General features: G+C 62.0%; 12 protein-coding genes. 7 read left to right on the forward strand and 5 right to left on the reverse strand.

Translation table 11 applies throughout. The annotated features are described in order from the left end of the window. Nucleotides 1-53: 53 nt before the first annotated feature. Nucleotides 54-1886: a CRTAC1 family protein gene (locus tag ESZ00_RS04440; protein ID WP_129206950.1), complete on the forward strand. Its 1833-nt coding sequence runs from the start codon at nt 54-56 to the stop codon at nt 1884-1886. Nucleotides 1887-1891: 5 nt separating this feature from the next. After that, nucleotides 1892-3574: a CRTAC1 family protein gene (locus ESZ00_RS04445; RefSeq protein ID WP_129206951.1), complete on the forward strand. Its 1683-nt coding sequence runs from the start codon at nt 1892-1894 to the stop codon at nt 3572-3574. A gap of 9 nt (nt 3575-3583) precedes the next feature. On the opposite strand, the gene ESZ00_RS04450 is transcribed toward ESZ00_RS04445, so the two are convergent. After that, nucleotides 3584-5644, reverse strand: a complete 2061-nt coding sequence (locus ESZ00_RS04450; protein ID WP_129206952.1) for an alpha-L-arabinofuranosidase C-terminal domain-containing protein — start codon at nt 5642-5644, stop codon at nt 3584-3586. A 239-nt stretch (nt 5645-5883) separates the two neighbouring features. Between ESZ00_RS04450 and ESZ00_RS04455 the strand changes: the two genes are divergently transcribed. Continuing rightward, on the forward strand, nt 5884-8016 hold the full coding sequence (locus ESZ00_RS04455; protein WP_229740955.1) for a CocE/NonD family hydrolase: 2133 nt from the start codon (nt 5884-5886) through the stop codon (nt 8014-8016). A 140-nt stretch (nt 8017-8156) separates the two neighbouring features. On the opposite strand, the gene ESZ00_RS20015 is transcribed toward ESZ00_RS04455, so the two are convergent. Continuing rightward, nucleotides 8157-8312: a hypothetical protein gene (locus ESZ00_RS20015; RefSeq protein ID WP_164981342.1), complete on the reverse strand. Its 156-nt coding sequence runs from the start codon at nt 8310-8312 to the stop codon at nt 8157-8159. 127 nt (nt 8313-8439) lie between these two features. Beyond that, entirely contained in the window at nt 8440-9324 is an 885-nt protein-coding gene (locus tag ESZ00_RS04460; protein ID WP_129206953.1) for an AraC family transcriptional regulator, read from the reverse strand. 107 nt (nt 9325-9431) lie between these two features. Here ESZ00_RS04460 and ESZ00_RS04465 point away from each other — a divergent pair, with 107 nt between their 5' ends. After that, nucleotides 9432-9884: a DUF2059 domain-containing protein gene (locus ESZ00_RS04465; RefSeq protein ID WP_129206954.1), complete on the forward strand. Its 453-nt coding sequence runs from the start codon at nt 9432-9434 to the stop codon at nt 9882-9884. Here ESZ00_RS04465 and ESZ00_RS04470 read toward each other — a convergent pair. Continuing rightward, a complete protein-coding gene (locus ESZ00_RS04470; RefSeq protein WP_129206955.1) occupies nt 9881-10759 on the reverse strand; it encodes a bestrophin family protein in 879 nt (292 codons plus the stop codon). The two genes, ESZ00_RS04465 and ESZ00_RS04470, sit on opposite strands and share 4 nt — an antisense overlap. A 224-nt stretch (nt 10760-10983) precedes the next feature. On the opposite strand from ESZ00_RS04470, the gene ESZ00_RS04475 reads away from it, so the two are divergent. The 3 genes from ESZ00_RS04475 to cobA are packed head-to-tail and all read left to right on the forward strand — an operon-like array spanning nt 10984 to nt 14130. After that, nucleotides 10984-12690, forward strand: coding sequence for a nitrite/sulfite reductase (locus ESZ00_RS04475; protein ID WP_129206956.1), 1707 nt, complete (start codon nt 10984-10986; stop codon nt 12688-12690). A gap of 7 nt (nt 12691-12697) precedes the next feature. Next, nucleotides 12698-13327 (forward strand): precorrin-2 dehydrogenase/sirohydrochlorin ferrochelatase family protein, encoded by a 630-nt coding sequence (locus ESZ00_RS04480; RefSeq protein WP_129206957.1) that lies wholly within the window; start codon nt 12698-12700, stop codon nt 13325-13327. Then, nucleotides 13324-14130 (forward strand): uroporphyrinogen-III C-methyltransferase, encoded by an 807-nt coding sequence (cobA, locus tag ESZ00_RS04485; RefSeq protein WP_129206958.1) that lies wholly within the window; start codon nt 13324-13326, stop codon nt 14128-14130. The genes ESZ00_RS04480 and cobA overlap by 4 nt, the downstream gene beginning before the upstream one ends. Here cobA and ESZ00_RS04490 read toward each other — a convergent pair. Beyond that, on the reverse strand, nt 14101-14550 hold the full coding sequence (locus ESZ00_RS04490) for a YraN family protein (RefSeq protein WP_129206959.1): 450 nt from the start codon (nt 14548-14550) through the stop codon (nt 14101-14103). The two genes, cobA and ESZ00_RS04490, sit on opposite strands and share 30 nt — an antisense overlap. Nucleotides 14551-14560 lie beyond the last annotated feature (10 nt).

Here is a 14560-nt window from a genome sequence, read left to right on the forward strand (position 1 = left end):
TTTCACGGTTGTTCTCACGGCTTTCGCGCAGTTTTCTTTCGGGCCTCGGAGTGATGGCCCTTGCTTTTTCGCCGGCGCTGCGCGCCCAATCGCCGCAAGCGGCCCCGCCGGCCGCGGAACAGCAACAGGGAGGCATGGCAGGCGGCAACTCTACCGGCGGCGTCCACGCCGCCGTGCACGATGCCCAGAACCGCCCCATCACCGCGGGCGGTTTCGTCGACTCCGGCCCCATCGTCTTTCAAGACATCTCGAAGCAGGCCGGGCTCACGACGTGGCACCACACCATGGGCTCTCCGCAGAAGCAGTTCATCCTGGAGACCAATGGCTCAGGGATCGGGCTCATCGACTACGACAACGATGGCTGGCTCGACATCTACATCGTCAACGGCTCGAGCTTCGATGCGCTCGACGGCAAGACCACGCCGCCCAAGGCCGCGCTCTTCCATAACAATCACGACGGTACCTTTACCAATGTTGCCGACAAGGCCGGTGTGACGAATGACCGCTGGGGCTTTGGCGTGGCTATCGGTGACTATGACAACGATGGGTGGCCGGATATCTTCGTCTGCAACTACGGCAAGAACCGCCTTTATCACAATAATCACGATGGCACCTTCACCGATGTAGGCGAGAAGGCCGGCGTCCAGCTCGGCAACTGGTCGGCCGGCGCGACCTTCGGCGACTACGATGGCGACGGCAAGCTCGATCTTTTCGTTGCCGGCTATGTTCACTTCGATCGCAACAATCTGCCGATTGCCGGCACCAAGGCCGTCTCCTACAACTTCTGCAATTTCCGCGGCGTGGCGGTGATGTGCGGACCGCGCGGGCTGGAAGGCGAGCCCGATCATCTCTTCCGCAACAACGGAGACGGCACCTTCACCGATGTCAGCGTGCAGACCGGCACCAACGATCCGAACAAGTATTACGGCTTTACTCCGGTCTTTGTGGATTTGAATAACGACGGCAAGGTCGATCTCGTCGTCGCCGATGATTCGACGCCGAACTATCTCTACATCAACAAGGGCGGCGGGAAATTCGAGGACGACAGCTATGCCTCGGGCTTTGCACTGAACCAGGACGGCCGCGAGGTCGCATCCATGGGGCTGGCGGTAGGCGACTATGAGAACACGGGTCTCGACAGCCTGTTGGTCACCACCTTTTCCGACGACTACAAGGTGCTTTTCCATAACGACGGCGACGCCAACTTCACCGATGTGAGCTACCATGCCGGCATCGCGCAGGACACGATTCCCTTCCTCGGATGGGGAGCCGAGTTTTTCGACTATGACAACGATGGCTGGAAAGACCTGATGATGATCAACGGCCACGTTTATCCCGAGGTCGACAAGTACGACTGGGGCACTTCTTTCGCCCAGCGCCCGCTGCTGTATCACAACCATGGCGGCAAGAAGTTTGAGCTCGTGCCGCCGGTCAAGGACACTGGCCTGGCCGACGTCATTCCGGGACGCGGCGCGGCCTTCGGCGATCTCTTCAATGACGGCAAGATCGACGTCGTGATCAATGCGATCGATCACACGCCTGTGCTGCTGCGCAATGTCAGCAACGACCATCATCACTGGGTGGAGATGAAGCTTGTGGGCGGCCCGAAATCGCCGCGCGATGCTGTAGGGGCGACGGTCTATCTCACTGCCGCTGGCGTGAGACATCGCGACGATGTGCTCAGCGGCGGCAGCTATATCTCGTCCAACGATCAGCGTGTGCACTTCGGCATCGGCGATGCCACGACTGTGGATTCTGTCGAGATTCACTGGCCGAGCGGTGCGGTGGAAAAGATCAAGCTGCCGAACGTCGATCGCATCTTCACGGTGGAAGAAGGTAAAGGCATCACCGGCGAACTCTGCACCGCCTGCAAGGCAGCGAAATAGTCACCATGACGGCTGCCTATCGCCTTGCTGCCTTTGCCTCTCTCCTCTTTGGCCTATCTCTTGCTGTTGCCCAGGATGCGTCTGTTCCTGGCAACTTTGTCGAAGTGACAGACCAGGTTGGTGTGCACTTCGAGCACCAGGCTCCGCATACCTCGCGCAAATATCTCATCGAGACGATGGGCTCGGGCGCCGCGCTCTTCGATTACGACAACGATGGACGGCTCGACCTCTTTCTCGTCAACGGCGCGCCCTACGGCGATCCCACGCCGAAGGGCACCATCCCGCAGAAGACCGGGCCGAAGTACTGGAACCGCCTCTACCACCAGAAGGCTGACGGCACCTTTGAGGATGTTACGGAGAAGGCCGGGCTCGAAGGTGTGGGCTACGGCATGGGTGTGGCCGTCGGAGACTACGACAACGACGGACGCGAGGATCTATTTGTAACCGCGCTGGGTGGAAATAAGCTTTACCACAACAACGGCGACGGCACGTTCACGGATGTCACAGCCAAAGCCGGTGTCGGCGGCAGCGGATGGTCCACCTCCGCGGCCTGGGTCGATCTCGACAACGACGGACGGCTCGATCTCGTGGTGCTGCGCTACATCCAGTGGGACTGGGACGATGTTTACTGCGGCGAACATCGCGAAGGCTATCGCGGGTACTGCCATCCCGACGTCTTTCAGCCCATCTCCATGCTGGTCTATCACAACAACGGCGACGGCACGTTCACGGAAGAGGCTGCGAAGCTCGGTCTCGACAAGCCCGCGAAGGCACTGGGCATTGCGATTGCCGATTACGACCGCGATGGGCACATCGACCTCTATGTCGCCAACGATTCGATGGTGGAGTTCCTCTTCCACAACAAGGGCAACGGCACGTTCGAAGAGGTCGGCCTCGATTCGCAGGTGGCCGTCGATGGCGAAGGGCGCACTTTTGCCGGCATGGGCATCGACTTTGCGGACTACAACAACGACGGACTGCCGGACGTTGTCGTCGATGACCTTGCCAACCAGAAGTACGCGCTCTTTACCAACGCAGGCGACGGCACGTTCAACTACGCGAGCTACATGACCGGCATCGCCGGCATGACGCTGCTGCACTCCGGCTGGGGCGTGCGTTTTCTCGACTACGACAACGACGGCTGGAAGGATCTGCTCTTCGCGCAGGGCCATGACCTCGACACTATCGAGCTGACCTCGCCGCAGCTTCACTACCGCGAGCCGCTGCTGCTGGCGCGTAATCTCGGCGGCAAGAAATTCGTCGATGTCTCTTCTGTCTCCGGCGATGTGTTTACGAAGCGCTGGGTGGGACGCGGCATGGCCACAGGCGACATCAACAACGACGGGCTTGAGGATGTGGTCGTGACCGAGAACGGCGGGCCAGCGCATGTGCTGCTCAACGAGACGAAGACCGCGAATCACTGGATCGGTTTCAGCCTTGTGGGTCACAAAAGCAATCGCGACGCCATCGGAGCAGTGATCAAGATTACCACTCCGCAGGGTTCACAATGGGCTACGGTGACGACGGCATCGAGCTATCTCTCCGCGAGCGATAAGCGGGTGGAGTTCGGCCTCGGCCGAGAGGCTTCCGTGCAATCAGTCGAGATTCGCTGGCCGAGCGGCATTGTGCAGACGCTCAAAGATGTGAAGAGCGGCCAATACCTCAAGGTCGACGAGCCGGATAAGTAACCATTATCGTTACGATTTTTTCAGCGTGATGACGGTCACGCTCTCGTGGGGAAAGACGCAGCGCAGCTTTCCGCCTTTTACTGCCACCGCGGACTCTTTCGGAATCACAGACTGCGGATTGTCGTCGGTGTTCTCGTTGTAGAGGCTCGGCGCATCCAGCGTTTTCACCTGCGCCGTCGCTGCGGCGGCAAAGCCCTGCACGTCGATATCTGTCGTCAGATCCCGCGTCAGATGCCGGTTTACTACGAAGAGGGTCAGCGTATCGCCAGCATCGTTCTTGGCCGCTACCGTGTCGAGATACGGTACGTCGGCGATATTCGGCAGGCGCGTGATCCCGTCTTTCACCGCATAGGAGCCAGTGGAGCCGGTGATTGCAACCGGCGTCGTCGCATCCGCGCCCGCGTACATCTGGAAGACATAGTACGCAGGGGCCGCGTAGACCTGGCCGCGCTTCTTCCAAATACCCGCGAACTCCATGATGCCCGTCATGTCGGAGACCGGCACCACGTCCGCATTCTGCATCAGCATATTGAAGAAGGCCGCCGCGGCGATCGCTCCTCCCATATTCGTGAAGCGCGGCGTATCCGGGCGATGTCCCACGAAGAGCCACTCTGTGAATGCGATATGCGTTTTGTGCGCAAAGGCCGGCGTGCCGTCCATCTGCTGCTGCATCTCGCGCAGTTGCCGCCCGAGCTGCACCGGGAGCGCAAAGGTGGCCTGCGCCAGGAAATCCGCATTCGGACTGGGCTTCACCGTCGCATCGGTCGTGACGACAAAATGCGTGGAGAGGTAGTCGAAGGTTCCCGCGGGATTCGTCAGCTGCGCCGCATTCCACTGCTGGAAGTGATCGGGGTCCTGGCCGGTCGCAATCAACTTCGCCCTGGGGTCGACGGCACGGATCGCCTCGCTCATCTCCTTCGTGCGCGCCGGCAGTTGCTGCAACGTCGGCCAGCCCAGATTCCAGCTGCCCCAGAGCTCGTTGCCCAGCTCCCAATGCAGGCCGCCGGCATCGCTGTTGAACCTGTTGTCCACGTACTTCACCCAGGCCGCGGCCTCTTCGGGCGTGCCGCTGCCGAGGTTCACGGCGACCTGCGGCTCGGCACCGATCAGCTTGCAGAAGCGAAGGAATTCATCGGTGCCGAAGGTGTTGTACTCGGGAATGCCCCATGCGATGTTCAGCATGCTTACACGCTTGTCCTCAGGGCCGATGCCGTCCTTCCAGTGATAGCCAGAGGTGAAGTTGCCGCCGAAGCGCACCAGCGGCGTGTGCATCTCGCGCGCCATCTTCACCTCGTCCGGATCGAGGCCGCCGAGCCCGTTCTCGAGCGCATCGGCCGGAAAGAGGTCGATGTTGTCGAGGTCCACGCGTTCCTCGCCGTCTACCAGGACCACGAAGTCTGCCGGCTCCAGCCGCTGCAGCTTGCCTTGCGGTATTTGCAGCGTGAAAAGATATTTCGTCCAATTTGTATCCGTGGCGGTGACAGTTGTGCTGGCGATCACTTCCAGCGAATGATGCCGCCGGATCTGCATGGTCAGCGTCGCCGGGCCGAGCAGATGTTTCGCCCACAGGCTGCCCTGATAGCTCAGCTCACGCTGCACGGGCAGATACACGCGCTGGACAATGCCCGTGGCTTCTCCCGGCACGCCCAGGACCTCCAGCGAACGCCAGGAGTTTGCCGCATCGCCCCAGTGCGGCTCATAGCGGTTGCCCTGCCGCACATCGAGCGGACGCCACGGCAGAGGCAATCCCAGCCGCGAGGCTTCACTCAGCTCCGGCTGCTCACGCAGCATTTCCGCGATGTGATTTGTGTCCCAGAGGTTCTCTTCGAGGCTCGGATTCTCGAGCACCTGGGCCCAGAGCCCGTTATAGGTGGAGTTGCCGATGGGCTCGAGAAAGCTGCCGAAGATGGTCCGCGGGATGCGATAGCCTGCCGCCTTCGCAGCATCCACATGCAGGCTCACCACGGAGGGCGGCGCCTGGGTCTCGGAGATCTGCGCGGAGAGAGAAAGCGGCAGAACTGCCCATGCAGTTCCGGCGAGCAGAGGGAAAAACCAGCGTGCGAGCGTCATCAGCCTATCTCCAATGATCTCCGGTTCTCTCCGGAGCGGGCAGCAATCGACATCATGGAAAACCCGGCGTTCAGCATACCGGGTGAAAAGGGGGCATGGGGTGATCGGAATTGTAAGCGCTTCCATTCATCTTCGTAAACGTCTAAAAAGCCTGTTTCATCAGCACTTTCCGCATTGGCGACCACATAGCGGCCATATACACTGAAGCTCTTCGCCTCCCTGCCCAAGGAGTTCTGCCCATGCCTGTCCTCCCACTGTCGCGCCGCGTCACCCTGGCACTGCTTCTGTCCACGTTTCCCGGGCTTCCCGGGCTTTCGGGCTTTGCCCAATCCGGCAACCTGGACCGTTTCGCGGGCGAATACAGCGAGAAGTCCGAGCCCGATGTGGTCTATTCCGTGTTTGCCGCGGGGGATCACCTGACCATTGAAACCGCGCGCTCGACCGCCATGGTGCTCACTCCGGCCGGAGGCAATGATTTCACGACCGAAGGCAGCAAGCTGCGCTATGAGTTCACCAGCGCCGACGGCGGCAAGGCGACCGCCCTTCACTGGACACGCAGCGTTCGCGGCGTTCCCACTCCGACCGAGGCAGCTCGCGTCAGCGACACTCCGGAACACAATCACTTCCGTCCGTATAGCCGGCAGGAGGTGATGATCCCCATGCGCGACGGGATCAAGCTACATGCGATCATCCTACGCCCCACAGACACGCATGAGCCACTGCCCTTCATGATGCAGCGCACGCCCTATGGCGTCGACGGCTATGTGCCCGATCGCATCAACGCGCAGTTCACCGAGCTGGCACAGAGCGGCTATATCTTCGTGATGGAGGACATTCGCGGCCGGTACGAGTCGCAGGGCCAGTTCGTGATGATGCGTCCCATCGCGGCACACCATGATCCCCACTCCTCCGATACAAAGAACACGGACGAGAGCACCGACACCTACGACACCGTGGCGTGGCTCATCAAGAATGTTCCCGAGAACAATGGTCGCGTAGGCGTTGCGGGTGTCTCCTATCCCGGGTTTCTTGCTGCCGAGGCAGGTATCGATCCGCACCCCGCGGTGAAGGCCATCTCTCCGCAGGCGCCGATGACGGACGTGTGGGTTGGCGACGACTTCTTTCACAACGGTGCATTTCGTCAGACATACGGTTACGATTACGTGCTCGGTATGGAGTCGAGCAAGGAAGCGACCTTCCAGCCGCTTAAAGAAGATGCCTACGACTTCTTTCTGAAGGCCGGCTCCTTCGCGGCGGCGGGCAAATCGAATGTTGACGACCTGCCTACGGGAAAGGCGTTTCTTGCGCATCCCGGTTATGACGACTTCTGGCAGTCGCGTGCCGTGCAACCGCACCTCGATCGCGTCACCGTGCCCACGCTCGAAGTGGGCGGCTGGTGGGACCAGGAAGATATGTGGGGGCCGCAGGCGGAATACGCCGCGCTCAAACCGCATGACGCGCAGCACGAGGTGTACATCGCGCTTGGGCCCTGGAATCACGGTCAATGGACGCTCACCACGCGGCATCTTGGCGCAGTCGACTTCGGCTCCGCGACCGGCGACTGGTTCCGGCAGCACATCGAGGCGCCATTCTTTGCGCATTATCTTAAGGACCAGCCGGGCTTCGATGCGGAGAGCGCGATCAGCTTCCAGACAGGATCGAATACGTGGAAGCAATACCCGGTGTGGCCGCCGAAACAGGGGATCGTGGAGCGCAATCTTTATCTCGGCACCGATCACGCGCTCAGCTTCGACAGGCCTGCGGCCGCAGAGGCTTTCACGGCATACACGTCCGATCCTGCTTCGCCTGTGAACTATCGCAAGCGGCCGATTGAGGCAACCTATTCCCCGACCGGATCGCACTGGTATTACTGGCTGGTCGAGAATCAGAAGCCGTATGAGACGCGCAGCGATGTGGCCACGTGGAAGACTCCGGTCCTCGATCACGACGTGACCATCACCGGCGATGTGCTGGCCGATATCCTCGCCTCAACCTCGGGCACAGACTCCGACTGGGTGGTGAAGCTCATCGACGAGAACCCGGACGATGCCAGCCTGGGCAACATGGCGGGCTATCAGCTGATGGTGGTCGATGAGATCTTCCGCGGCCGCTATCGCGAGAGCTACGAGCATCCGCAGGCGATCCCGGCAGGCAAGCCGGAGGAGTACAAGTTCAGCCTGCACGGCGCGGACCATGTTTTCAAGCAGGGCCATCGCATCGTGGTGCAGGTGCAGAGCAGCTGGTTCCCGCTCTACGACCGCAATCCGCAGACCTTCGTGCCCAACATCATGAAGGCGAAGCCCTCCGACTACAAGGCTGCCGAACAGCACATCTATGCGAGTTCGCATATCGTGCTGCCGGTAGCGGAATAACGGACTGGCCGCTGCTGCGCGCAGGGCGACCCGCCTTCGGCCTCCGCTCCCTTCGGTCGCGATCCCCTGATATGGGAACCCACGTCTCAACCTCGAGACGTGGGGCACCCGAGAAACGTGTCCTTCCAGCTGGGTTTGTTCTAACGGCGGTTGCCGCTCCCCAGAAACTGCTGCCGGAAGCGTGTGCGGAACTGCTCCATGCTTGTGGGCTTGCGCAGCCCGAACCACAGGATCAGCATTCCCATCACCATCAGGTGCGAAAGCACGATCAAAGCGCCGACAATCTCCAAAGCCATGGCGATTTCTCCTTCCGTCCGCGGGCGGCGGCAATGGAAAAGCAGCCCGCTCTGGCTCTGTTATAGGAGCTGACGCGGAGAGGATGGGTCTATTCCTGCGCTGCTGTATCTGTTCCTGCGATGAAGTTCAGCCTCGCTGCTGCCGCCACGCGCTTGGACTCAGGCCGGTGACACTGCGGAAGGCGCGCGCGAAGTGCTGCGGGGTGGCGAAGCCGGTCTCCGCGGCCACTTCGGCCATGCTGCGCGAACCGCGCTCGAGCAGCGCACCTGCGCGGCGTATGCGCTCCTCAAGCACATAGCGGTGCGGCGTAAGACCGGTCGCTTCGCGGAAGATGCGGGCAAAGTGAAAGACGCTCATCCCGGCCACCTCGGCCAACTGCTCCAGGCGCAGCGAGTCATGGCTGTGCTCGCGGATGAACTCGAGCACCCGCCGCACCTGATGCCGGTTACCCTGCGGAGAGGTTGCGCGCGGCGCGCCGTATTTGCGCAGCAACGCGACGGTGAGCGACATGCCCAGCAGATCGCCATAGAGCGCGCCGGTTCCCCAGCCTGAGGACATTTCGCGGTCGATCTCGGTGAGCAGCAGACGAAGCTGGCGGTCTTCAAAGTTCCACCGGCTGGCCATCCCTGCAGGCAGCGGCAGATGGAGCTCCTGCGCGGCACGCTGGACGAGCGAAGGATCGACAGAGACCACCAGCCGCCGCGATCCGCCACCCCAGCGCAGACGATCCCGCGTGCCGGCGTCGAGCAGCGTCAGCGATCCGGGGCCTGTCCGTTCCAGACCATGCCGGCCTTCGCTCCACCACTCCATCTCCACCGGGGCGCTGGTCTGCAGGTGAAGGCACAGCGAAGTATGTTCGTGCTCGGGAATCTCCACCGCGCCGATGAGGTGCTTCTCCACGGTGAGGCCGCGCCACGGCAGATGCGCGCTGCTCTGCTCCGGCCGGCCGGGAAGCAATGGCACCATGCGGTCCTGACGGATGACGGATATCCGGTCCTCAATGCGGTCCACGCACGCGACTCCTCTCTTCCATGATGCACCGGAATGGCTGAGGGAGATTCTCCCTCAGCCAAAGGAGGCAGTGCTATGCTGGTGCGCAACTGCCTGGGGAGCCCCTCATGAAGCCGTTCGCACGCCCTGCCGCCTTCGCCCTCGTTGCCTCCTTTGCCCTCGTTGCCGCGGCGCAATCACCCATGCCCAAAGCGGCCTTCACCGCGAAGACCATCGCCATTCTCAACGACACCAAGACCGGCGAGGTCACGGACGGAGCTCTCGAACAGCTAAAACGCTGGGGACATTTCACCGTGATCGATGATCCGGAAAGCGCCGATATCGTCCTGCGCTTCGATCACAAGACCGAGCGCGACGGCCGCAATACGCAGAAGACCGATGCCAACGGTAATCCCACCGATTACGGCTACACCATGAGCTTCTCGTCGGAGGTCCACATGCGCGCGTATCTCAAGGGCTCGGAGACACCCTTCTATACGACGAAGAGCAGCGACGGGAAGAAGAAAGGCGGACAGTCCTGCGTGAGCAGCTTTGAAGACGCCTGGCTGGCCGAGCGTTAGCGTGTGCCTGTCATCTCCGAGACGGCCTGTTCGATATTTTCGCTGAGCTGTTCCAGCGGCAGGTCGTTGAAGGCTGTACCGAAGGGGTCTTCGAGCTCGCTGGCCAGCGTCTCGAGCGCGATAAAGGTATAGGCCACAAAGGTCGCGATCACCGGCGTCAGCAGGCCGACCGAGTCCAGCAGGCCGAAAGGCAGCAGCAGGCAGTAGATGTAGACCGTGCGATGGATGATGACCGAATATCCGTACGGGATCGGCGTGTTCGCCAGCCGCTCGCAGCCACCGATGATGTTCGCCAGCTCATCGAGATTGCGATCGAAGGCCGTCAGCACTATTTCTCCGAAACGCCCTTCCCGCTGGCGCTCGACGACCCACTCGGCCATCAACGCGGTCAGCTCCATGGGCCGAAAATGTGCAGCCCGCACCCGCGCACACACCGCCGCAGGCAGCAACCGCTGCAGCTCGCTCATGGCATCGGTCTTGCGCAGCTGGTGCTCGAGCGCATGGGGACAGGACGCCAGCAACGCCGTCCATTGCTGCAGGCGCTCATCGTCCGCCGGCAGACCGGTGAGTGTCCGGCCCTGCCGCGCCAGCGCACGCAGGCTGTTTAACAGCGAACCCCACAGCTTGCGGCCCTCCCAAAAGCGATCGTAGCTGGCACTATTCCGAAACCCGAGGAAGATGGAAATGGCCACGCCGGTCAGCGTGAACGGCGCGACATTGAGCGGAATATGGAAGCGCCCGATGCGACCACCGGAATACACGGCCGCGCTCGAGAGCAGAAACATCAGCCCCAGCCGCGGCAGGATCTGCCTGAGCACCGAACCCCGCCACTCAAAAAGCATCAGGAACCAGTGCTGTTTCTTTTGCCGTTTCATCGGTTTATCCATTCTATCGAGGCAGCTGGGACTATATGGTCCTTGCCCGCTCACTGCGGGCCGGGTATCCTTATTTCATGCGGATTTTCACTATCCCGGCTCCCTGTCCTGCATGTTGTCTCATGCTGAGCCGGAGTCGCGTGTAGTTTCACTGCATCCATACACGCTCCGCCCGGCCCACCCTCACACGGTGGGTTTTTCTATTTCAGATCAAAGAAGACGAGATGACGCTGACCACAACGACCCCGCAGGCCGCCCCCAAAGAGACCAAAGCCCAGCGCATGGAGCGCCTTAAGCGCGAGAAGAATCCCTGGGAGATCTTCGACGAAGTCCGCGCCTTCGCCCGCGAGGGCCGCGCCAGCGTGGTCCCCGAGTGGGCCAACGCCTATTTCAAGTGGTGGGGCATTTACACGCAGGGCGATGGCGCCGGTGTCACAGGCGGCAAAGGCGGCGAGGGTCTGGCCACCGACTACTTCATGATGCGCATCGGCCTGCCCAACGGCCTGCTCACCTCGCACCAGCTCCGCATTATCGGCAACCTTACCAAGAAGTACGCCCGCAACCTCGCCGATATCACCACGCGGCAGAATATCCAGCTTCACTGGCTCACCATCGAAGACATCCCGGAAGTCGTCGACATCCTCGACAGGATCGGCCTCTCGCCCAAGGGCGCCTGCGGCGACGTGGTCCGCAATGTGACCGGCTGCCCGCTCGCCGGCATTGACCACGAAGAGCTCATCGACGCCTCCGGCCTGGCGGTGGAGCTCGCGCAGACGCTGGTTGCCAATCCCGTGTTCTACAACCTGCCGCGCAAGTTCAAGATGTCCGCCTCCGGCTGCCCGGTCTGGTGCAACTATCCGGAGATCAACGACGTTGCCTTCACGGCCATCAAGAACGCAGCCGGCGAAGTCGGCTATACCGTCCGCGTCGGCGGCGGCCTCTCGAATGAGCCGCATCTTGCCGTGAAGCTCGATGCCTTCATCCGCCCGGATCAGGCGGTGGTCGTGGCGACCGCGATCACCGCGATCTTCCGCGACCAGGAAGTGCTGCGCGAGAGCCGTGACCGCGCCCGCATCAAGTACCTCTTCATGCGCGAAAAGTGGACCGCCGAAACGATGCTCGAGGAAATAGAGCGCCGTCTCGGTTACAAATTCGAGGCCGCTCCGCAGGAAACCCTGCCGCAGGATGTGCTGCGCGATCACGTGGGCGTCCACCGGCAGAAGCAGCCCGGGCTCAGCTATGTCGGCGCCTCGGTGCTGCGCGGCCGCCTCACCGGCGACCAGCTTGTGGCGGCCGCCGATCTTGCCGAGCGCTTCGGCGACGGCCAGCTGCGCGCCACGATCATGCAGAACCTGATCTTCGTGAATATCCGCACGGCGGAGACCGCGGAACTGGTACAGGAGCTGGGCAAGATCGGCCTGCATGTGGACGGCACGAACTTCTGGCGCGGCGCCATTGCCTGCACCGGCACCGAGTTCTGCAAGCTGGCCATCAGCGAGACCAAGGGCTTCACGCGCTGGCTGGTCGAGGAGCTCGAGGAGCGCCTGCCCGGCTTCGATCAGCAGATCAAGCTGCACGTGACCGGCTGCCCCAACAGCTGCGGCCAGCACTGGATTGCCGATATCGGATTGGAAGGCAAGAAGATCAAGCATGAGGGCAAGCTGGTCGATGCCTTCTATTTCTGCGTTGGCGGAGCGGTCGGCGCGCATGCCGCGATTGCACGGCCGGTCGGCTATCGCGTGCCTGCGACCGAGGTTCCGGAGGCGCTTACCCGCCTGCTTTCGTCGTACCTCGACGAGCGCAACGAAGGCGAGAACCTGCGCAGCTACTTCTCGCGCCACGATGCCGATGCCATTCGCGCACGGCTGGCCGGTGAAGTTCTCGCACCCGTTGTTCGCGACGCCGCAACCCGTCCCGGCTTCGGCGACTGAGCCTGCCATGAGCCTGCTGCCAGTTTTTCTTAAGCTCGACCGCCGCCCGTGCCTGATCATTGGCGCGGGCTCGGTCGCGCTGCAGAAGATTCCGGCCCTGCTCAATGCCGAAGCGGAAGTCCGCGTCATCGCGCCGCGTGTCCATCCGGAGATTGCCGCGCTGGCTGCTGCCGGCCGCATCACGCTCCAAGAACGCGGCTATCGTCCTGACGACCTTGATGGCCTCTTTCTTGTCATCGCGGCCACCAACGATTCCGCTGTCAACACCGCGATTTACGAAGAGGCGCTGCGCCGCAACCTGCTCTGCAACGCGGTGGACGACCCGCCGAACTGCGACTTTTATTTCGGCTCGATCGTGACGCGCGGCGATCTCCAGATCGCCATCTCGACCGCGGGCGAGAGCCCGGCCTTTGCGCAAAAGCTGCGCAAGGAAATCGATGCGCAGCTTCCGGAAGATCTTGGTCCATGGCTGCACACTATCGGCGAGCAGCGGGGTGAAATCCTCGAAGCGTATGAACCCGGCGAGGATCGCAAGCTGCTGCTGCACCAGCTTGCGCAACGCCCCACCTGCGAAGCAGCCGCCTGCCCCGCGCAGAAGCTCGCGCTGCGTGCCAGGCATGCCGGAGCCTCGCGATGAAGACCGGCGCCGTCTACCTCATCGGTGCGGGCCCGGGCGATCCCGATCTCCTGACTGTGAAAGCTGCGCGCCTGCTTGCTTCGGCGGAGATCGTTCTTCACGACGACCTTGTGCCGGAAGCGATTCTGTCGCTCGCCGGGCCACGCGCGCTTCGCGTGAGCGTGGGCAAACGCTGCGGCACCAAGAAGATCACGCAGGCCGAGATCAACCAGCTCATCGTAGAGAAAGCGCGGCAGGGCCTCACCGTTGTACGCCTCAAGAGCGGCGATCCGCTGGTCTTCGGCCGCGCCGCCGAAGAGATGGACGCACTTCGCACCGCAGGCATTGCTTTCGAGATCGTGCCCGGCATCACCGCTGCGTTTGCCGCGGCCTCTGCGCTCCAGTGCTCGCTTACCGATCGCCGAGCAGCTTCGGGGATTGTCTTCCGCTCCGGTCATCATGCTCCGGACGCCACGGCGGACCACATCTGCGACCCAGCCGCAGCCACACGCATCGTCTACATGCCAGGCCGCGACTTCACGGCCATCGCCAGCGAGTGGCGCGCGGAAGGCCTGCCGCCGGAGTTTCCCTGCATAGCCATCTCCCACGCCGCACGGCCCGATCAGCAGATCACCGTCACCACGCTCGCTGCACTGGCCACGACCGAACCCGGCCCGGCCCCCGTACTCCTGCTGGCAGGGTGGGTCTTCGAGACGATCCGCAGCGATGCACCCGGATTGCAACCACTCGTGCGGAGCGCCCTGGCCGAACTCGAAGTGGCACACCAGACCGGCTTATTGCCAGTCGAAAGCCCCGCGAAATAGCTCGAACTGCGTTGCCGTTCCTGCCTCGAAATAGACAGACACGATATCGAAGCGCACCGGGATCTTCTCCATTTGTAACTGCGACAGATACTGAAAGGCCAGCCGAGAAAGAACCTTCTGTTTCTGCGAATCTACGGAAGCCTCAGCCGGAGCCACTGCTCGCGTACTGCGCGTCTTCACTTCAATGAAGCACAGCGTATCTTTCTCCCAGCCGACCAGATCGAGATCGCCGCGCACACGCGAGGAGCGCCAGCGCCGTGCCGTAATCAGATAACCCAGACGTCGCAGGTAAAAAAAGGCAGCCTGCTCGCCGCGCTGCCCTGTGACCAGATGTTCGGTCTGCTGTTCCGCATCTCCACGCCGCAGCGCGAGGCGATCCAAAAGCGAGAGGGTGCGATCGAGAAGATTCAGGAGAAACATCCCGCCATTC

The organism is Silvibacterium dinghuense (genome assembly GCF_004123295.1).
Taxonomy (GTDB): Bacteria; Acidobacteriota; Terriglobia; order Terriglobales; family Acidobacteriaceae; genus Silvibacterium; species Silvibacterium dinghuense.

Excerpts from the sequence above, each read along its gene's own strand:
- ESZ00_RS04490 (WP_129206959.1), bottom strand. The coding sequence starts at position 14,550 with ATGTTTCTCCTGAATCTTCTCGATCGCACCCTCTCGCTTTTGGATCGC.
- ESZ00_RS04470 (WP_129206955.1), bottom strand. The coding sequence starts at position 10,759 with ATGAAACGGCAAAAGAAACAGCACTGGTTCCTGATGCTTTTTGAGTGG.
- ESZ00_RS04445 (WP_129206951.1), top strand. The coding sequence starts at position 1,892 with ATGACGGCTGCCTATCGCCTTGCTGCCTTTGCCTCTCTCCTCTTTGGC.
- ESZ00_RS04455 (WP_229740955.1), top strand. The coding sequence starts at position 5,884 with ATGCCTGTCCTCCCACTGTCGCGCCGCGTCACCCTGGCACTGCTTCTG.
- ESZ00_RS04475 (WP_129206956.1), top strand. The coding sequence starts at position 10,984 with ATGACGCTGACCACAACGACCCCGCAGGCCGCCCCCAAAGAGACCAAA.
- ESZ00_RS04450 (WP_129206952.1), bottom strand. The coding sequence starts at position 5,644 with ATGACGCTCGCACGCTGGTTTTTCCCTCTGCTCGCCGGAACTGCATGG.
- ESZ00_RS20015 (WP_164981342.1), bottom strand. The coding sequence starts at position 8,312 with ATGGCTTTGGAGATTGTCGGCGCTTTGATCGTGCTTTCGCACCTGATG.
- cobA (WP_129206958.1), top strand. The coding sequence starts at position 13,324 with ATGAAGACCGGCGCCGTCTACCTCATCGGTGCGGGCCCGGGCGATCCC.
- ESZ00_RS04440 (WP_129206950.1), top strand. The coding sequence starts at position 54 with ATGGCCCTTGCTTTTTCGCCGGCGCTGCGCGCCCAATCGCCGCAAGCG.
- ESZ00_RS04465 (WP_129206954.1), top strand. The coding sequence starts at position 9,432 with ATGAAGCCGTTCGCACGCCCTGCCGCCTTCGCCCTCGTTGCCTCCTTT.
- ESZ00_RS04480 (WP_129206957.1), top strand. The coding sequence starts at position 12,698 with ATGAGCCTGCTGCCAGTTTTTCTTAAGCTCGACCGCCGCCCGTGCCTG.